The organism is Escherichia sp. HH41S (genome assembly GCF_009820115.1).
GTDB classification, from domain to species: Bacteria; Pseudomonadota; Gammaproteobacteria; order Enterobacterales; family Enterobacteriaceae; genus Escherichia; species Escherichia coli_F.
The window spans coordinates 1-17,914 of record NZ_VNXE01000033.1; the positions used below are offsets into that span (position 1 = coordinate 1).

Consider the following 17,914-nt stretch of genomic DNA (forward strand, 5'->3'; position numbering starts at 1 on the left):
GCCAACTCGGGGAAGAGAAAACTGCATAAGAGAAAGCATTGCGCGGGGTCTGGCGCTCATCAACAATCGGGGAGTCAGCAAGGGGCTGAAACGGGAAAGCCCCTCCCGAGGAAGGGGCCTTATAGAAGGAAAGGGTTATGATGAAGTTCGTCATCATACTGATTGTGTTGTTACTGTTAAGTTTCCCGACTTACTAACAACCAATTCAGAGGGGGGAGAAATCCTCCCTTACCCTTGTTCCTTTACTTTAGGTTGAAAAAACAACAGCGTCAATAGACCTGCCTGGTTCGAAGCGAGATCTGTGAACCGCTTTCCGGTTAGCCTTTTTTATCCTGTTGGATCTTCTTGATGATGTTGGTCGTTGAGCAACCGTCTTCAAAGTTGAGCACCAGCACTTCGCCACCATTGGCCCAGACTTCTTTACTCCCGGCAATCTCTTCTGGTTTATAATCGCCGCCTTTCACCAGCAGATCGGGCAGGATCCCGGCGATCAGACGCTGCGGCGTGTCTTCTTCAAACGACACCACCCAGTCGACTGCTTCCAGGGCACCCAGCACAATCATACGCTGTTCGAGCGGGTTTACCGGGCGAGAATCCCCTTTCAGCCGTTTGGTGGAGGCATCGCTGTTGACGGCGACAATCAGGCGGTCACCCAGTTTGCGGGCATTTGCCAGATAGGAGACGTGCCCGGCGTGCAGGATGTCGAAGACGCCGTTGGTCATCACCACTTTTTCACCGCGTTTACGCGCCGCCGCTACCGCCAGCTTCAGCTCCTCTTCGGTCATCACACCAAAGCCGGTATCTGCACGTCCACGTACTGCATTTTCCAGCTCGATCGGCGAAACCGTGGATGTCCCCAGTTTGCCGACCACCACGCCTGCCGCCGCATTGGCAAAGAAGCAGGCTTCTTCCAGCGAATTACCCGCAGCCAGCGTTGCCGCCAGCACACCAATCACCGTGTCGCCCGCACCGGTAACGTCATACACTTCCTGCGCCTGGGTTGGCATATGCAGCGGCGCTTTACCCGGTTGCAGCAGGGTCATCCCTTGTTCGGAACGGGTCACCAACAGAGCCGAGAGTTCGTAATCGGCAATCAGTTTCATTCCGCGCTCAACAATCTCTTCTTCGGTCTTACATTTACCGACAACAGCTTCAAATTCCGAGAGATTCGGCGTTAACAGCGTAGCGCCGCGGTAGCGCTCAAAATCGGTGCCTTTTGGATCAATCAGCACCGGAACGCCCGCTTTACGCGCCAGTTGGATCATCTGCTGCACGCTTGCCAGCGCACCTTTCGCGTAGTCAGAGAGCACCAGCGCGCCAATCGAACTCAGCGCCTGATTAATCCGCTCGTGCAGCGGCTGCGGATCAACCCCTTCGAAACCTTCTTCAAAATCCAGACGGATCAGCTGTTGGTTGCGGGAAAGTACCCGTAATTTGGTGATGGTCGGATGCGTCGGTACAGAAACGAAGTCGCATTTGACGTTGACGTCGGCCAGAGATTTACTCAGCGCGCGCGCCGCATCGTCAATGCCCGTCAACCCGACCAGGCGTGCATTAGCACCGAGAGAAGCGATATTCATCGCCACGTTAGCCGCGCCGCCCGGACGTTCTTCGATGGTATTCACTTTAACCACGGGCACCGGCGCTTCCGGCGAGATACGGCTGGTGGGACCGTACCAGTAACGATCCAGCATCACATCACCAACCACCATCACTCCTGCACGTTCAAACTCTGGCAGCGTAACTTTCATTCCTGTCTCCTGAGAGATTCAAAATTTGCGCGCGATAATACCATACTTCATTCTTCCACCAGCCACTTCTGCCAGCTTGCCCGCACCAGATCACGCTCTGCGGTGAAGCAATCCTCCGACACATGGCCCGGCAATTCCTGTAATGCCAGATGATGAAGTTCATCGCGCAGCGTAGTGTAAGCACAGGTCAGCACCATCGCTTCCTGCTCTTCCATAATGTCGTTTTGCGCCAGCAGCTCCAGAATACGCACGTTGTCTGACCAGCGCGTTAACTTCGGTTTTTCATGAGCGTAGCGCAACACCAGATATTGGGTAATAAATTCGATATCGGTAATTCCGCCTTCATCGGCTTTGATATCAAAGCGATCGCGATGTTTATTGCCGAGATGAGCGCGCATTTTCTCGCGCATTTCCCGCACTTCCGTTTGCAGAGTTTTACCTTCACGCGGCAGCGTCATAATCTCGCGACGCACCGCGTCAAAGTGCGCGGTGAGCTGTGGATCGCCATATACTACGCGCGCACGCACCAGCGCCTGATGTTCCCACGTCCAGGCCTCGTTTTTCTGATAATCGGAAAACGCTTCTGCAGAGGTGACCAGCATTCCCGCCGCCCCGGACGGACGCAGTCGAGCATCCACTTCATACAAAATGCCGGAAGAGGTTCGCGTACTGAACAGATGCATAATGCGTTGCGCCAGACGCAGATAAAACTGTCGCCCGTCGATTTCCCGCTCGCCGTCAGTCATCGCATCCATTGGGCAATCATGGAGGAAGATCAGGTCAAGATCGGAACTGTAGCCTAACTCCCAGCCGCCCAGCTTGCCGTAGCCGACCACCGCAAAACCACGCCCTTCGCGTTCGTTCAGGTGATTTGGCTTACCGTAGCGGGCAACCATTTGAACCCATGCCTGTTGTACGACAGCATCTATCATGGCTTCTGCCAGCCAGGTTAAGTGATCGCTCACTTTCATTACCGGTAGCGTACCGGCGATATCCGCCGCCGCGATGCGTAAAAGTTGCGCCTGTTTGAACTGACGCAGCGCCTCAAGCTGTTGCTCTTCGTCATCTTCCGGCACGCGCAGCAAATACTGGCGCAGTTCATCACGGTAGGCATCCGTCGCCGTCGGCTGGTAGAGAGTGTTTGGATCGAGCAGTTCGTCCAGCAATAATGGATAACGCGCCAGTTGGCTGGCAATCATCGGCGATGCGGCACACAGAGAAATCAAATGCTTAAGCGCCGCGGGGAATTCACTAAGCAATTCTAAATAGGTAGTGCGGGTAACAATCCCCACCAGCAAGGCGGTAATGCGCGACAGCGTGACAGCAGCGTCTTCACGCGCACAGACATCACTTAGCAGATGCGGCATCAGATGGTCGAGCACCTGACGTCCTCGCGGCCCAATAGTGCGCTTATCCAGCTCTTTGCGGAAATCAGCAATCAGCGTCAGCACCTGTTTGCGATCATCTTCGCTAAGATGCGCCAGCACTGGCGTAGTGTCATCTTCCTGCAACGCATCCTGCCACAGCTCACGCCACTGTTCCGACAGCGACTCTTCCTGAGTTTCGCTTTCGTCGTCGCCAATCAATTCGTTAAACACCCGGCGCACATTGGTCATATGTCCGGTCAGCGCCCCGGTTAGTTGCGGCCAGTCCGCGAAATCCATTGCCCATGCCAGCCGCGCACGGTTAAGCTCATCCGAAGGAAGCGTCTGAGTTTGTTCGTCGTTAATGCTTTGCAGCAGGTTTTCCAGACGCCGCAGGAAGAGATACGCCACTCGCAATTGTTCGGCATCGTTTTCAGAAAGCAGATGCAGCGCGGCAATGGTGCTGAGAGTGGGTAGTAAAGAGCGGGATTGCAGCGACGGCTCGCGCCCACCGCGAATGAGCTGGAACACCTGAACGATAAATTCAATTTCGCGAATGCCACCCGCGCCAAGTTTGATGTTGTCGGTCAAACCGCGTCGGCGCACTTCACGGGCAATCATCCCTTTCATGTTGCGCAGCGACTGGATGACGCTGAAATCGATGTAACGGCGGAAAACAAACGGGCGCAGCATCGCACGCAACTCGTTAGCATAGACGCCTTCGCTATCCCCCATAATCCGCGCCTTGACCATCGCGTAACGCTCCCAGTCGCGCCCCTGCTCCTGGTAATAATCTTCCAGCGCCGCAAAGCTCAGCACCAGCGGGCCACTTTCGCCAAACGGACGCAGTCGCATATCCACGCGATAGACGAAGCCATCCTGCGTTGGTTGATCCAGCACTTTAATCAGCCGCTGGCCCATGCGGGTAAAAAACTGCGCATTATCCAGTTCCCGGCGTCCGCCCTGCGTACAACCATGTTCCGGCCAGGCAAAAATCAGATCGATATCTGAGGAGAAATTCAGCTCCCCACCGCCCAGCTTACCCATGCCTAAAATCAGCAGCGGTTGCGCTTCGCCCTGCGCATTGCACGGCGTTCCCCATTCGCGGCAGCAGGCGTCATACAGCCAGTCACGCGCCGCAACAATCAGCGTCTCCGCCAGATGACTGAGCTGCTGCAAAATGCTCTCTTCAGTAACCAGTGCCAGCGTTTGCGCCCAGGCAATGCGCACCATAATGCGCCGCCGGAACAGACGCAGCTCGCGCATTAACCCAGCTTCGTCGCTTACATCACTGAGCGCCTTCTGCAACCATGCAGCGTAATGCTGCCATTCGTCGGCCTGCGGCGGCTGGCTTTCCAGTTCCGTCAGCCACTCTGGATGCGCAATTACGCTGTCCTGCACAAAATCACTGAAGGTAAGTACTGACTTCGCCTGTGCGCTAAGTGATTCCTCAGCTAAAGGCGCTGGCAGCCGCTCAACAACGGTCTGCCAGTACTGCTGTAACGGTGAAGAGAGCGGCTTCATAAGCGATTTTATCCTTGCCTGATTAACGTTTTCCGCTGTGCAACCAGAACGGTTCCTGATTGTTTGCCTCATTACGGAAATGTTCAATTTCAATGCGTTGCCCGGTCGCAATGGCATGACGCAGTCCCTGCCAGTTCTCCAGCCAGGCTTGCGCGACGAGAGGATCGTAGTAACCCGCCAGCAACAATATTGAGTCAATGTCACGCGTCAGGCGCGGCAATTGGTCACGGTAGCGATCGCCTAATGGCTGGCAGAAAACGCTTTTCAGTTCAGCGGCATGGCGGGAAAGATGGATATCGGCAAAGCGTTTGAAAGAATCGCTGATTTTGCCCTGCGCTTTGGCATCTAAAAACGGCTGCCAGGCTTTGCTTACCAGCCATTCGGTCAACGCCAGCTTCGCCATCGCCGTTTCGGTAGAGTAGACCGCCGTTACGGCAGACACCGCTGAAGCGATGGTCGCTTCGCATTGAGTCAGCAAATCACGTAAGTGAGTGCTCGCTTTACGCGGCACAATACCGCCGAACAGCATCAGCGTATGACGGACCAGACCGATGGCTGCCAGCACCTGCTCTTTCGCCGTATCGTTGCCACGTACCCACAGTTCTTCATGATACTGCCATTGCGCTAACGCCAGCTCGAGCGCCGCTTCCAGCCCCTGTTCCACATCGGCTTTTGCCGCAACATGCAAAATGGTGGTCGGTTTGATTTCACGCGCGGGATTGCCCTGCGCCAGATGATAGCCACGCGCCGCTTTGCTCAGGCTGCCCTGGCGTAATCCGGTTTGCGATACCAGTTGGTTCGCCAGTTTCAGCACCGCGCGCGTGTCGCCGCTAAGCAGTTCCAGTTCAAGCTCGCAGATAGGCTCAGCAAATTCCCCCGCTTTCACTTCCCCCTGGTCGAGAGCGATTTCAATTTGGCTACCATCGACCTCTACCAGCCACTTTTCGCGATAAAAATCGGTGCTGAACAGTGGCTTCACGCGGGACGCGAGATCGGCTGGTAACTCACCGTTCGGCCAGACTTCCGTCGGTAACTGCGCCAGCTCGAGCGTCGGTTCGCTCAACGCCACGTTATATTCCGGGCGCTGGTGTAAACCGCCAGTCACTCTTCCTGCGACTTTCATGGTCATCTCATAGCGGCCGTTTTCGCCACGAATACGTAAGCCCATATCGTGTTCACGCAACCAGTTATCCGGCGTTTCGTAGTAAATATTCAGCAACTGCACGGGGTCATGGTGCTCGCCGCCCAGCGTATTGAGATGGTCACGCAGCGTCTCAACGGCACTGTGATTAACAATAAACTTTAATTCGATTTCCTGAGCCATGGCCTTTACTTATCGGTTATGTCACATAAGTGACGATGAACGGCGAACTTAATGCGATCTTTTTTGTCAGTAGATAGTATTTTGCGCCAAATTGCCATGCAACGGGCAATTTGACGGGCGTAAAAGTTTGAAGCAGTGGCAAGACCTGACACAGAGGATTCCGATTGATGTCGAATGCTTTGCGTAGCGACACTGATGCCACTACTATCGTTCCACTTTCCATGACAATAACGACAGCCTGATGCCAAAATTACGCCTGATCGGATTAACTTTACTCGCACTTAGCGCGACTGCCGTCTCACACGCTGAAGAAACGCGCTATGTTTCCGACGAACTGAATACCTGGGTCCGTAGCGGTCCGGGAGACCATTATCGCCTCGTGGGCACGGTTAACGCCGGCGAGGAAGTGACCTTATTACAAACTGACGCCAACACCAATTATGCCCAGGTGAAAGACAGCTCTGGCCGTACCGCCTGGATCCCGTTGAAACAACTTAGCACAGAGCCAAGCCTGCGCTCCCGTGTGCCAGATCTGGAAAATCAGGTCAAAACCCTGACCGATAAGCTCACCAATATCGATAACACCTGGAATCAGCGCACCGCAGAAATGCAGCAAAAAGTGGCGCAGAGCGACAGCGTGATCAACGGGTTAAAAGAAGAAAATCAGAAACTGAAAAACGAGCTGATTGTCGCGCAGAAAAAGGTCGATGCCGCCAGCGTGCAGCTGGATGACAAACAGCGCACCATCATCATGCAGTGGTTTATGTATGGTGGCGGCGTGCTGGGGCTTGGCTTGCTGCTCGGTCTGGTACTGCCGCACCTGATCCCAACGCGCAAACGTAAAGATCGCTGGATGAACTAAATCGCCTTCTTCGTTGCACTGTCTTATTATTAGGAATTGTGTATTTGACGAAGGGATGATGGCGTGAAGATTTATCTGGTCGGTGGTGCTGTTCGGGATGCATTGTTAGGGCTACCGGTCAAAGACAGAGATTGGGTGGTAGTCGGTAGTACGCCACAGGAGATGCTCGACGCGGGCTACCAGCAGGTAGGCCGCGATTTTCCTGTTTTTCTGCATCCGCAAACGCATGAAGAGTATGCGCTGGCACGTACCGAACGGAAATCCGGTTCCGGTTACACCGGTTTTACCTGCTATGCCGCACCGGATGTCACGCTGGAAGATGATCTTAAGCGGCGCGATCTGACCATTAATGCGCTGGCCCAGGACGATAACGGCGAGATTATCGACCCGTACAACGGTCTGGGCGATCTGCAAAATCGTCTGTTGCGCCATGTTTCCCCCGCTTTTGGCGAAGATCCGTTACGTGTACTGCGCGTGGCGCGTTTTGCTGCACGTTATGCCCACCTCGGTTTTCGTATTGCTGATGAAACTCTGGCGCTGATGCGCGAGATGACCCACGCGGGTGAACTGGAACACCTGACGCCTGAACGGGTGTGGAAAGAGACGGAAAGCGCCCTCACTACCCGCAATCCCCAGGTGTTCTTCCAGGTACTGCGCGATTGCGGCGCACTGCGCGTTTTATTCCCGGAAATTGACGCCCTGTTTGGCGTTCCGGCCCCTGCCAAGTGGCATCCGGAAATCGACACCGGTATTCACACCTTAATGACGCTCTCAATGGCGGCGATGCTAAGTCCGCAGGTCGATGTCCGTTTCGCAACGCTATGCCACGATCTCGGTAAAGGACTGACGCCGCCAGAACTTTGGCCGCGTCATCATGGTCATGGCCCGGCGGGTGTGAAGTTAGTGGAACAACTATGCCAGCGTCTGCGCGTGCCAAATGAAATTCGCGATTTAGCCAGACTGGTGGCTGAGTTTCACGATCTCATCCACACCTTCCCAATGCTGAACCCAAAAACCATCGTCAAACTATTTGATTCCATCGACGCCTGGCGTAAACCGCAGCGTGTCGAGCAACTGGCGCTGACCAGCGAGGCTGATGTGCGCGGCAGAACCGGTTTTGAATCAGCGGACTACCCGCAAGGCCGCTGGTTGCGCGAAGCCTGGGAAGTGGCACAGTCAGTGCCGACAAAAGCCGTCGTTGAAGCGGGATTTAAAGGTGTGGAGATTCGCGAGGAGCTGACCCGACGGCGGATTGCGGCGGTATCCAGCTGGAAGGAACAACGTTGTCCAAAGCCTGATTAAGCACTTGAATTTCAATTTATTGCAAACACCGGCCAGGTCGGATAAGACGCACAAGCGTCATATCCGACACTATTCCTCAATCAAAAGAACACGACATACACCACAGCCGCCACAATAAAGCGATAAATGGCGAAAGGGATAAACGAAATGCGCTTAATCAATTGCAGGAAGGTTTTAATCGCTATCAGCGCCACCACAAAAGCGGTGATAAACCCAACGGCAAACATCGGGATATCGCCGGTTGTCAGGAAGCCCCAGCTTTTGTAGAGATCGAGCGCCGTTGCGCCCATCATCATCGGCACCGCCAGCAGGAACGAGAACTCAGAAGCCGCATAACGGCTCACACCCATCAGCATCCCACCTGAAATGGTCGCCCCGGAACGGGAGAAACCTGGCCACAGCGCCAGACACTGGAAGCAGCCAATCATAAACGCCTGACGATAGGTCATATCATCGAGACCCGGCGCACGCGGTTCTTTTGGTTTCAGGCATTCGGCGGCAATCAGCAACAGACCGCCAACGACCAGCGCATACATCACATTTATTGGATTAAACAACGACTTAATCGTGTCGTGGAACAACAGCCCCAGTACTACCGCTGGGATCATGCCAAGCAGAATGTGGATCAGCGTTAAACGGCCTTTGCTTTCTCCTTCGTGTTGCAGCGGACGACCAAAGTGAATGCCAATCAGGCCAAACAGACGCCGCCAGAACATCACTACTACCGCCAGAATTGATCCTAACTGGATCACGACTTCAAAGGTTTTCGCCGTGTCGCCCTCAAATCCCAACAAGTGACCGACAATAATCATATGGCCCGTGCTGGATACCGGCAGAAATTCTGTCAATCCTTCGACCACACCCAATATTGCCGCTATCAGCAGCGAGTGCATATCGCTCATCAATAAACCCCTAAATTATAAAAATGTAACGCTTGTCCAAACTACTGCAGTATGACCAGGTTATAACCGTTTGGTTTAACAGCTGTAAAATTAATTATTTTCTTTCAGATTATTGCCACGCTCAATGATGACGCCAACATTCGCCGCCCGCGCCACTGCGCCTGGCTTGCTGAGTTTGATACGCACCCACGGCGAGTTGAAGCGTGCTAACAGCAGCTCCGCCACCTCTTCCGCCACACGTTCCACCAGCGCAAAACGCGCGCCCTCGACGTGGCTGACTACCGTTTCTGCAATGTCAGCGTAACTGAGGCAATCCGCCACATCATCACTTTTCGCCGCTTTACGGTTATCCCACGCCATTTCGATATCGAACACTAACTTCTGTTCGATGGTCTGTTCCCAGTCGTAAACACCAATAGTGGTGATTACCGAAAGTTGCTCTATAAATACAATATCCATCACGTCCTGCCTGCTTTTTGGCTAACCGGATACCACTTCCGGCGAAATGTGCGTATTATCCACAGATTCATCGTTGAACACGAATTTTCAAAACGGAACAGCTTATGAGTGCAATCGCGCCTGGAATGATCCTCATCGCGTACCTCTGCGGCTCCATTTCCAGTGCCATTCTGGTTTGCCGCTTGTGTGGGCTGCCCGATCCGCGAACCAGCGGCTCCGGTAATCCTGGCGCAACCAATGTGTTACGTATCGGTGGCAAGGGAGCAGCCGTAGCAGTACTGATTTTCGACGTTCTGAAAGGAATGTTGCCCGTCTGGGGCGCGTATGAATTAGGTGTCAGCCCCTTCTGGCTAGGCTTAATTGCCATCGCCGCCTGCCTTGGACACATCTGGCCTGTTTTCTTCGGTTTTAAAGGAGGAAAAGGCGTTGCTACCGCTTTTGGTGCCATCGCACCAATTGGCTGGGATCTCACCGGAGTAATGGCGGGAACCTGGTTACTGACCGTGCTATTGAGCGGATACTCGTCGCTGGGAGCGATTGTCAGCGCACTGATTGCTCCATTTTACGTCTGGTGGTTTAAGCCACAATTCACCTTCCCGGTTTCGATGCTCTCATGCCTGATCCTGCTGCGCCATCATGACAACATCCAGCGTCTGTGGCGTCGTCAGGAGACAAAAATCTGGACGAAATTCAAAAGAAAGCGCGAAAAGGATCCTGAGTGATTTTTCGCGAGTCTACATAACCTGATAGCCTTCGTCGGGCTTGCCCAGCCGCTGCTGGCACCATGCCGCCAGAAATTCCACGCAGACACGTAATTTCATGCTGCGATAGAGCGGCTCCCGGTAAACAGCCCAGATATTGGCGCTTTGTGCATACTCCGGCAATACTCGCACCAGTTTGCCACTCTCCAGAAACGGTAAAACATCCCACTCAGAACGCAGCATAATTCCTTTTCCTTCCAGCGCCCATTGCAGCACAATCTCGCCGCTATTGGAGGAAAGGTGCCCGCTTACCTTCACCGATTTTTTCTCCTGACCGTTCCCCAACTCCCATATTCCGTGGGTCATATCACGCTCTTTGGTCACCAGACAGTCATGACGACTTAATTCCTGCAAAGATAGTGGCTGCGGATATTTTTGCAGATACTCAGGTGCTGCACATAATATTCGTTTATTTTTTGTCAAAAGATGCGCAATATAATAATCAGGAATTTCGTCATTAATACGAATATCCAGATCAATATTATCCTGCACTAAATCAATTTGCCGATCGAACAATTCAAAATGCACCTGTAACTCAGGATAATTGCGCATCAGTTCGGTAATAGCTGGCGCAATATGGCTGCGCCCAAAACCAAAACTACAGCCAATACGAATCATCCCCTCCGGGCGCGTTTTGATTTGCGTGACGTCATCGACCAGTCTCTGATATTGGGTGAGGATTTCCAGCGCATGCTCGTAACAACGTTGGCCACTTTCAGTCAGCGCCACGCCGCGAGCGGAGCGGTTCAGCAGCGTTGTTGCCAGCGTATTTTCAAGGATTTGGATCCGCTTGGTGACAAATGCAGGCGTCTGCCCAAGCGTCGCCGCTGCGGCGCTAAAACTCCCGCTGTGGACGATTTCTACCAGTACCTGCAAATCTTTGGCTAAAGGCCAGCTATTCAGCATCGTTAATTATCCGCAGTTGTGATAAGCGCAGTGTATTTCGCAAAACATTGCCATTCCCTGCTCTGGCGCAATATTCATTCTTATTTTCGCGTTGATTCACGAACTGTGAATTACATATTCACGGCGGCAAAAAATATAAAACCACATTTTTAGTGGTAGTTTGTGGCGGTGAATTTTTCCAGACAAATACATAAACTGGAGTTGCCATGATGAGCGAAAGTAATAAGCAACAGGCAGTGAATAAGTTGACGGAGATTGTCGCTAACTTTACCGCCATGATTTCTACCCGAATGCCCGATGACGTGGTGGACAAACTAAAACAGCTAAAGGATGCCGAAACGTCGTCGATGGGGAAAATCATCTACCACACGATGTTCGACAACATGCAAAAAGCAATCGACCTGAATCGTCCTGCCTGTCAGGACACCGGCGAAATCATGTTTTTTGTTAAGGTCGGTTCCCGTTTCCCACTGCTTGGCGAGCTGCAAAGCATTCTTAAGCAAGCCGTGGAAGAGGCAACCGTCAAAGCGCCACTGCGTCACAATGCGGTAGAAATTTTTGACGAAGTGAACACCGGCAAAAATACCGGCAGCGGCGTACCGTGGGTCACCTGGGATATCGTCCCCGACGGTGACGATGCGGAAATCGAAGTTTACATGGCAGGCGGCGGCTGCACGTTGCCTGGTCGTTCGAAAGTGTTAATGCCGTCGGAAGGCTACGAAGGCGTAGTGAAATTCGTCTTCGAAAATATCTCCACCCTCGCCGTAAACGCCTGTCCACCGGTACTGGTAGGCGTGGGCATCGCCACCTCGGTGGAAACCGCCGCTGTGCTCTCACGTAAAGCCATTTTGCGCCCAATTGGCAGCCGCCATCCCAATCCAAAAGCGGCAGAGCTGGAACTACGCCTGGAAGAAGGACTCAACCGTCTGGGGATTGGTCCACAGGGGCTGACTGGCAACAGTTCAGTGATGGGCGTACATATCGAATCTGCCGCCCGCCATCCGTCAACCATCGGCGTTGCTGTTTCTACCGGCTGCTGGGCGCATCGTCGCGGCACACTGCTGGTTCATGCCGATCTCACCTTTGAAAATCTGTCTCACACCCGGAGCGCGTTATGAAAAAGATCCTGACAACCCCGATCAAAGCTGAAGATCTGCAAGATATTCGCGTCGGCGATGTGATCTACCTGACCGGTACGCTGGTAACCTGCCGTGACGTTTGTCACCGTCGCTTGATCGAACTCAAACGTCCGATCCCTTACGATCTCAACGGCAAAGCGATTTTCCACGCTGGCCCCATCGTGCGCAAAAACGGCGACAAATGGGAGATGGTATCCGTCGGCCCGACAACCAGTATGCGTATGGAAAGTTTTGAACGTGAATTTATCGAACAGACCGGCGTGAAACTGGTGGTCGGCAAAGGCGGAATGGGGCCGCTGACCGAAGAAGGCTGCCAGAAATTCAAGGCGCTGCATGTGATTTTCCCGGCAGGCTGCGCAGTACTGGCGGCAACCCAGGTGGAAGAGATTGAAGAGGTGCACTAGACAGAACTCGGGATGCCGGAGTCGCTGTGGGTCTGCCGGGTCAAAGAGTTCGGTCCGCTGATTGTCTCTATTGATACCCACGGCAACAACCTGATAGCCGAAAACAAAAAGCTGTTCGCCGAACGCCGCGATCCCATCGTGGAAGAGATTTGCGAGCACGTCCACTACATCAAATAACCCTCCCGGAGAGGCTCACCCCCTCTCCTTTTTCGCAGGCATAACACGATGAAACCTTCCACTGAATGGTGGCGATACCTTGCGCCGCTGGCGGTCATCGCCATTATTGCTCTAATTCCGGTTCCCGCAGGGCTGGAGAGTCATACCTGGCTCTACTTTGCCGTTTTTACTGGCGTGATCGTTGGACTGATCCTCGAACCCGTGCCGGGCGCCGTGGTGGCGATGGTGGGTATCTCCATTATCGCCATTCTCTCGCCGTGGCTGCTGTTTAGCCCGGAGCAGCTCGCCCAGCCAGGTTTTAAGTTCACCGCCAAATCCCTCTCCTGGGCGGTTTCTGGTTTTTCTAATTCGGTTATCTGGCTGATTTTCGCCGCCTTTATGTTTGGCACAGGCTATGAAAAAACCGGCCTGGGGCGACGTATCGCGCTGATTCTGGTGAAAAAGATGGGGCATCGTACGCTGTTTCTCGGCTATGCGGTGATGTTCTCCGAGCTGATCCTGGCACCTGTAACACCGTCCAATTCGGCGCGCGGTGCGGGGATTATCTATCCCATCATCCGTAACCTGCCACCGCTCTATCAATCACAACCAAACGACAGCAGTTCGCGCAGCATTGGCTCGTACATCATGTGGATGGGGATTGTTGCCGACTGCGTGACCAGCGCCATTTTCCTGACAGCGATGGCACCAAACTTGCTGTTAATTGGCCTGATGAAAAGCGCATCTCACGCCACGCTGAGTTGGGGCGACTGGTTTCTCGGCATGTTGCCGCTCAGCATTTTACTGGTTCTGCTGGTTCCCTGGCTGGCTTACGTGCTGTACCCACCGGTACTGAAGTCTGGTGATCAGGTGCCGCGCTGGGCAGAGACGGAACTGCAGGCAATGGGCCCGCTCTGTTCTCGTGAAAAACGGATGCTGGGGCTGATGGTAGGCGCACTGGTGCTGTGGATTTTCGGCGGTGATTATATCGATGCCGCGATGGTCGGTTACAGCGTGGTGGCACTGATGCTGCTTCTGCGCATTATCTGCTGGGACGATATTGTCAGTAATAAAGCGGCGTGGAACGTTTTCTTCTGGCTGGCCTCGCTTATCACCCTCGCTACCGGACTCAACAACACCGGTTTTATTAGCTGGTTTGGCAAACTGTTAGCAGGCAGCTTAAGCGGTTATTCGCCAACGATGGTGATGGTGGCGTTGATTGTGGTGTTTTATCTGCTACGCTACTTCTTTGCCAGCGCCACGGCGTATACCTCCGCTCTCGCGCCGATGATGATTGCCGCCGCGCTGGCGATGCCGGAAATCCCGCTTCCCGTGTTCTGCCTGATGGTTGGCGCGGCCATTGGTCTGGGGAGCATTCTTACACCATACGCCACCGGACCCAGTCCGATTTACTACGGTAGTGGTTATCTGCCAACGGTGGATTACTGGCGACTGGGTGCAATTTTTGGGCTGATATTCCTCGTGTTGCTGGTGATTATCGGCTTACTGTGGATGCCCGTGGTGTTGCTTTAAGTGAGGACGGTGCCGGAAGTGACTCTCCGGCACCTAATAGTTTTACGCGGCCGGTAACTCTGCCAGCGGCCAGCGCGGACGCACGCTAACGCCGAGATCCGCCGTCGCGCCTGCTTTAAACCGCACCATTCCGGCATAGGCGATCATCGCGCCGTTATCAGTACAAAATTCCGGACGCGCGTAGAACACTTCGCCACGACGCTTTTTCATCATTTCAGCCAGCTTCGCCCGTAACGTGCGGTTAGCACTCACGCCGCCTGCCATTACCAGTCGCTTAAAGCCCGTCTGATCCAGCGCTCGCTTACACTTAATCATCAACGTATCGACCACCGCATCTTCAAAGGCGCGGGCGATATCAGCACGCGTCTGGTCGTCGGTGCCGTTGTCACGAATCGTGTTCGCCGCAAAGGTTTTCAGACCAGAAAAGCTGAAATCCAGCCCTGGGCGGTCAGTCATCGGGCGCGGGAAGACAAAGCGCCCGGCTGTACCCTGCGCCGCCATTTTCGACAGTAACGGACCACCAGGATAATCCAGCCCTAACAGTTTCGCGGTTTTATCAAAGGCTTCACCGGCGGCATCATCGATAGACTCGCCGAGCAGCTCGTACTGACCAATGCCTGTGACGCTGATTAACTGCGTATGGCCGCCGGAAACCAGCAACGCGACAAACGGGAATTCTGGCGGATTATCTTCAAGCATCGGCGCTAACAGATGCCCTTCCATATGGTGTACCGGGATCGCCGGAACGTTCCAGGCAAACGCCAGTGAACGCCCAACCGTTGCGCCAACCAGCAGTGCGCCGACTAATCCAGGGCCTGCGGTATAGGCCACGGCGTCAATGTCTTTGGCCATTAAACCGGACTCCTTTAGCGCTGCCTGGATCAGCGGTACGGTTTTACGCACGTGGTCGCGGGAGGCCAGTTCAGGCACTACACCACCGTAGTCAGCGTGCAATTTCACCTGACTATACAATTGGTTGGCTAACAAACCTTTTTCATCGTCGTAAATGGCGATGCCGGTTTCATCGCAGGAAGTTTCAATACCCAGTACACGCATGACTTGTTTTACCTCGCTTTATTACCGCGCAGTGTAGGACCAATGCGGGTTGATGTAAAACTTTGTTCGCCCCTGGAGAAAGCCTCGTGTATACTCCTCACCCTTATAAAAGTCCCTTTCAAAAAAGGCCGCGGTGCTTTACAAAGCAGCAGCAATTGCAGTAAAATTCCGCACCATTTTGAAATAAGCTGGCGTTGATGCCAGCGGCAAACCGAATTAATCAAAGGTGAGAGGCACATGCCGGTAATTAAAGTACGTGAAAACGAGCCGTTCGACGTAGCTCTGCGTCGCTTCAAGCGTTCCTGCGAAAAAGCAGGTGTTCTGGCGGAAGTTCGTCGTCGTGAGTTCTATGAAAAACCGACTACCGAACGTAAGCGCGCTAAAGCTTCTGCAGTGAAACGTCACGCGAAGAAACTGGCTCGCGAAAACGCACGCCGCACTCGTCTGTACTAATTCCCCGAGAGCGTTGCTCTCCGATCAGACCGAGTTGTAGTTGTAAGGCCGTGCTTCCGAAAGGAATGCGCGGCTTATTTTCGTTTATGAATTGCTAAAAATCGGGGCCTATGGCTGGACGAATCCCACGCGTATTCATTAATGATCTGCTGGCACGCACTGACATCGTCGATCTGATCGATGCCCGTGTAAAGCTGAAAAAGCAGGGCAAGAATTTTCACGCGTGTTGTCCATTCCACAACGAGAAAACCCCGTCATTCACCGTTAATGGTGAGAAACAGTTTTACCACTGCTTTGGATGTGGCGCGCACGGCAACGCGATCGACTTCCTGATGAACTATGACAAGCTCGAGTTCGTCGAAACGGTCGAAGAGCTGGCGGCAATGCACAATCTTGAAGTGCCATTTGAAGCAGGCAGCGGCCCCAGTCAGATCGAACGCCATCAACGGCAAACGCTTTATCAGTTGATGGACGGTCTGAATACGTTTTACCAACAATCTTTACAGCAACCTGTTGCCACGTCTGCGCGCCAGTATCTGGAAAAACGCGGACTAAGCCACGAGGTTATCGCCCGCTTTGCGATTGGTTTTGCGCCCCCCGGCTGGGACAACGTCCTGAAACGGTTTGGCGGCAATCCAGAAAATCGTCAGTCATTGATTGATGCGGGCATGTTGGTCACCAACGATCAGGGTCGCAGTTACGATCGTTTCCGCGAGCGGGTGATGTTCCCCATTCGCGATAAACGCGGTCGGGTGATTGGTTTTGGCGGGCGCGTGTTGAGCAACGATACCCCCAAATACCTGAACTCGCCGGAAACCGATATTTTCCATAAAGGCCGCCAGCTATACGGTCTTTATGAGGCGCAGCAGGATAACGCTGAACCCAATCGTCTGCTTGTGGTCGAAGGCTATATGGACGTGGTGGCGTTGGCGCAATACGGCATTAATTACGCCGTTGCGTCGTTAGGTACGTCAACCACTGCCGATCACATTCAGTTGTTGTTCCGCGCGACAAACAATGTCATTTGCTGTTATGACGGCGACCGTGCCGGTCGCGATGCTGCCTGGCGAGCGTTGGAAACGGCGTTGCCTTACATGACAGACGGACGGCAGCTACGTTTTATGTTTTTGCCTGATGGCGAAGACCCTGACACGCTGGTGCGCAAAGAAGGTAAAGAAGCGTTTGAAGCGCGGATGGAGCAGGCGATGCCGCTCTCCGCTTTTCTGTTTAACAGTCTGATGCCGCAAGTTGATCTGAGTACCCCTGACGGGCGCGCACGTTTGAGTACGCTGGCACTGCCATTGATATCGCAGGTGCCGGGCGAAACGCTGCGAATATATCTTCGTCAGGAATTAGGCAACAAATTAGGCATACTTGATGACAGCCAGCTTGAACGATTAATGCCAAAAGCGGCGGAGAGCAGCGTTTCTCACCCTGTTCCACAGCTAAAACGCACGACCATGCGTATACTTATAGGGTTGCTGGTGCAAAATCCAGAATTAGCGACATTGGTCCCGCCGCTTGAGAATCTGGATGAAAATAAGCTCCCTGGACTTGGCTTATTCAGAGAACTGGTCAACACTTGTCTCTCTCAGCCGGGTCTGACCACCGGGCAACTTTTAGAGCACTATCGTGGTACAAATAATGCTGCCACCCTTGAAAAACTGTCGATGTGGGACGATATAGCAGATAGGAATATTGCTGAGCAAACCTTCACCGACTCACTCAACCATATGTTTGATTCGCTGCTTGAACTGCGCCAGGAAGAGTTAATCGCTCGTGAGCGCACGCATGGTTTAAGCAACGAAGAACGCCTGGAGCTCTGGACATTAAACCAGGAGCTGGCGAAAAAGTAATTTAACGGCTTAAGTGCCGAAGAGCGATCGGGAAGCCCCCGACAGCCGCACTGAGAGGCAGCGGCAAATATATAAGTACGCCCTCGTAATTATCGTTGGCGGTAAATAACCGTTGGATTTCAGCGTTAACGGCTGAAGGACAGCGGGTCAATCGCCCAACAC

At 53.5% G+C, this 17,914-nt stretch carries 15 protein-coding genes and 1 pseudogene; 9 read left to right on the forward strand and 7 right to left on the reverse strand.

Going from position 1 to position 17,914, the window contains the following annotated elements; translation table 11 throughout:
• Window positions 1–137: 137 nt before the first annotated feature.
• A complete protein-coding gene (locus FQZ95_RS06505) occupies window positions 138–197 on the forward strand; it encodes a type I toxin-antitoxin system Ibs family toxin (RefSeq protein WP_071821827.1) in 60 nt (19 codons plus the stop codon).
• A 120-nt stretch (window positions 198–317) separates the two neighbouring features.
• On the opposite strand, the gene hldE is transcribed toward FQZ95_RS06505, so the two are convergent.
• The 3 genes from hldE to ygiF are packed head-to-tail and all read right to left on the reverse strand — an operon-like array spanning window position 318 to window position 5,963.
• Window positions 318–1,751: a bifunctional D-glycero-beta-D-manno-heptose-7-phosphate kinase/D-glycero-beta-D-manno-heptose 1-phosphate adenylyltransferase HldE gene (hldE, locus tag FQZ95_RS06510; RefSeq protein WP_000869189.1), complete on the reverse strand. Its 1,434-nt coding sequence runs from the start codon at window positions 1,749–1,751 to the stop codon at window positions 318–320.
• Window positions 1,752–1,798: 47 nt separating this feature from the next.
• Window positions 1,799–4,639: a bifunctional [glutamate--ammonia ligase]-adenylyl-L-tyrosine phosphorylase/[glutamate--ammonia-ligase] adenylyltransferase gene (gene glnE, locus FQZ95_RS06515; protein ID WP_088541763.1), complete on the reverse strand. Its 2,841-nt coding sequence runs from the start codon at window positions 4,637–4,639 to the stop codon at window positions 1,799–1,801.
• Between the two features lie 22 nt (window positions 4,640–4,661).
• The gene (gene ygiF, locus FQZ95_RS06520; RefSeq protein ID WP_088541764.1) at window positions 4,662–5,963 is read right to left on the reverse strand and encodes an inorganic triphosphatase; all 1,302 of its coding nucleotides are present in this window, start codon (window positions 5,961–5,963) and stop codon (window positions 4,662–4,664) included.
• A 241-nt stretch (window positions 5,964–6,204) separates the two neighbouring features.
• Between ygiF and FQZ95_RS06525 the strand changes: the two genes are divergently transcribed.
• Both FQZ95_RS06525 and cca read left to right on the forward strand, forming a co-directional pair.
• Entirely contained in the window at window positions 6,205–6,825 is a 621-nt protein-coding gene (locus FQZ95_RS06525; RefSeq protein WP_001125332.1) for a TIGR04211 family SH3 domain-containing protein, read from the forward strand.
• A 63-nt stretch (window positions 6,826–6,888) separates the two neighbouring features.
• Window positions 6,889–8,127, forward strand: a complete 1,239-nt coding sequence (gene cca, locus FQZ95_RS06530) for a fused tRNA nucleotidyltransferase/2',3'-cyclic phosphodiesterase/2' nucleotidase/phosphatase Cca (protein ID WP_088541765.1) — start codon at window positions 6,889–6,891, stop codon at window positions 8,125–8,127.
• Window positions 8,128–8,207: 80 nt separating this feature from the next.
• On the opposite strand, the gene bacA is transcribed toward cca, so the two are convergent.
• Window positions 8,208–9,029, reverse strand: coding sequence for an undecaprenyl-diphosphate phosphatase (gene bacA, locus FQZ95_RS06535; protein WP_088541766.1), 822 nt, complete (start codon window positions 9,027–9,029; stop codon window positions 8,208–8,210).
• Between the two features lie 90 nt (window positions 9,030–9,119).
• The gene (folB, locus tag FQZ95_RS06540; RefSeq protein ID WP_001295541.1) at window positions 9,120–9,488 is read right to left on the reverse strand and encodes a bifunctional dihydroneopterin aldolase/7,8-dihydroneopterin epimerase; all 369 of its coding nucleotides are present in this window, start codon (window positions 9,486–9,488) and stop codon (window positions 9,120–9,122) included.
• A 104-nt stretch (window positions 9,489–9,592) separates the two neighbouring features.
• On the opposite strand from folB, the gene plsY reads away from it, so the two are divergent.
• Window positions 9,593–10,210 (forward strand): glycerol-3-phosphate 1-O-acyltransferase PlsY, encoded by a 618-nt coding sequence (gene plsY, locus FQZ95_RS06545; RefSeq protein WP_001272796.1) that lies wholly within the window; start codon window positions 9,593–9,595, stop codon window positions 10,208–10,210.
• A gap of 12 nt (window positions 10,211–10,222) precedes the next feature.
• Here plsY and ttdR read toward each other — a convergent pair whose 3' ends face one another.
• Window positions 10,223–11,155: an L-tartrate utilization transcriptional activator TtdR gene (ttdR, locus tag FQZ95_RS06550; protein ID WP_000935203.1), complete on the reverse strand. Its 933-nt coding sequence runs from the start codon at window positions 11,153–11,155 to the stop codon at window positions 10,223–10,225.
• Between the two features lie 206 nt (window positions 11,156–11,361).
• Between ttdR and ttdA the strand changes: the two genes are divergently transcribed.
• The 3 genes and pseudogenes from ttdA (at window position 11,362) to ttdT (ending at window position 14,387) form a co-directional block, all read left to right on the forward strand.
• Window positions 11,362–12,273 (forward strand): L(+)-tartrate dehydratase subunit alpha, encoded by a 912-nt coding sequence (ttdA, locus tag FQZ95_RS06555; protein ID WP_000986806.1) that lies wholly within the window; start codon window positions 11,362–11,364, stop codon window positions 12,271–12,273.
• A pseudogene (ttdB, locus tag FQZ95_RS06560) lies at window positions 12,270–12,875 on the forward strand (L(+)-tartrate dehydratase subunit beta). Before ttdA ends, ttdB begins: the two are co-directional and overlap by 4 nt.
• Before the next feature lie 48 nt (window positions 12,876–12,923).
• Window positions 12,924–14,387, forward strand: a complete 1,464-nt coding sequence (gene ttdT / locus FQZ95_RS06565) for an L-tartrate/succinate antiporter (protein ID WP_088541767.1) — start codon at window positions 12,924–12,926, stop codon at window positions 14,385–14,387.
• A gap of 42 nt (window positions 14,388–14,429) precedes the next feature.
• Here ttdT and tsaD read toward each other — a convergent pair whose 3' ends face one another.
• Window positions 14,430–15,443 carry a tRNA (adenosine(37)-N6)-threonylcarbamoyltransferase complex transferase subunit TsaD gene (gene tsaD / locus FQZ95_RS06570; protein ID WP_088541768.1) on the reverse strand — a complete coding sequence of 338 codons (1,014 nt, stop codon included), beginning with the start codon at window positions 15,441–15,443 and terminating at the stop codon, window positions 14,430–14,432.
• Between the two features lie 237 nt (window positions 15,444–15,680).
• On the opposite strand from tsaD, the gene rpsU reads away from it, so the two are divergent.
• Window positions 15,681–15,896: a 30S ribosomal protein S21 gene (gene rpsU / locus FQZ95_RS06575; RefSeq protein WP_001144069.1), complete on the forward strand. Its 216-nt coding sequence runs from the start codon at window positions 15,681–15,683 to the stop codon at window positions 15,894–15,896.
• 110 nt (window positions 15,897–16,006) lie between these two features.
• Window positions 16,007–17,752 carry a DNA primase gene (dnaG, locus tag FQZ95_RS06580; RefSeq protein WP_160530023.1) on the forward strand — a complete coding sequence of 582 codons (1,746 nt, stop codon included), beginning with the start codon at window positions 16,007–16,009 and terminating at the stop codon, window positions 17,750–17,752.
• Window positions 17,753–17,914 lie beyond the last annotated feature (162 nt).

Coding starts and splice junctions, on each gene's coding strand:
- hldE (WP_000869189.1), bottom strand. CDS start 1,751: ATGAAAGTTACGCTGCCAGAGTTTGAACGTGCAGGAGTGATGGTGGTT.
- glnE (WP_088541763.1), bottom strand. CDS start 4,639: ATGAAGCCGCTCTCTTCACCGTTACAGCAGTACTGGCAGACCGTTGTT.
- ygiF (WP_088541764.1), bottom strand. CDS start 5,963: ATGGCTCAGGAAATCGAATTAAAGTTTATTGTTAATCACAGTGCCGTT.
- FQZ95_RS06525 (WP_001125332.1), top strand. CDS start 6,205: ATGCCAAAATTACGCCTGATCGGATTAACTTTACTCGCACTTAGCGCG.
- bacA (WP_088541766.1), bottom strand. CDS start 9,029: ATGAGCGATATGCACTCGCTGCTGATAGCGGCAATATTGGGTGTGGTC.
- folB (WP_001295541.1), bottom strand. CDS start 9,488: ATGGATATTGTATTTATAGAGCAACTTTCGGTAATCACCACTATTGGT.
- plsY (WP_001272796.1), top strand. CDS start 9,593: ATGAGTGCAATCGCGCCTGGAATGATCCTCATCGCGTACCTCTGCGGC.
- ttdR (WP_000935203.1), bottom strand. CDS start 11,155: ATGCTGAATAGCTGGCCTTTAGCCAAAGATTTGCAGGTACTGGTAGAA.
- ttdA (WP_000986806.1), top strand. CDS start 11,362: ATGATGAGCGAAAGTAATAAGCAACAGGCAGTGAATAAGTTGACGGAG.
- ttdT (WP_088541767.1), top strand. CDS start 12,924: ATGAAACCTTCCACTGAATGGTGGCGATACCTTGCGCCGCTGGCGGTC.
- tsaD (WP_088541768.1), bottom strand. CDS start 15,443: ATGCGTGTACTGGGTATTGAAACTTCCTGCGATGAAACCGGCATCGCC.
- rpsU (WP_001144069.1), top strand. CDS start 15,681: ATGCCGGTAATTAAAGTACGTGAAAACGAGCCGTTCGACGTAGCTCTG.
- dnaG (WP_160530023.1), top strand. CDS start 16,007: ATGGCTGGACGAATCCCACGCGTATTCATTAATGATCTGCTGGCACGC.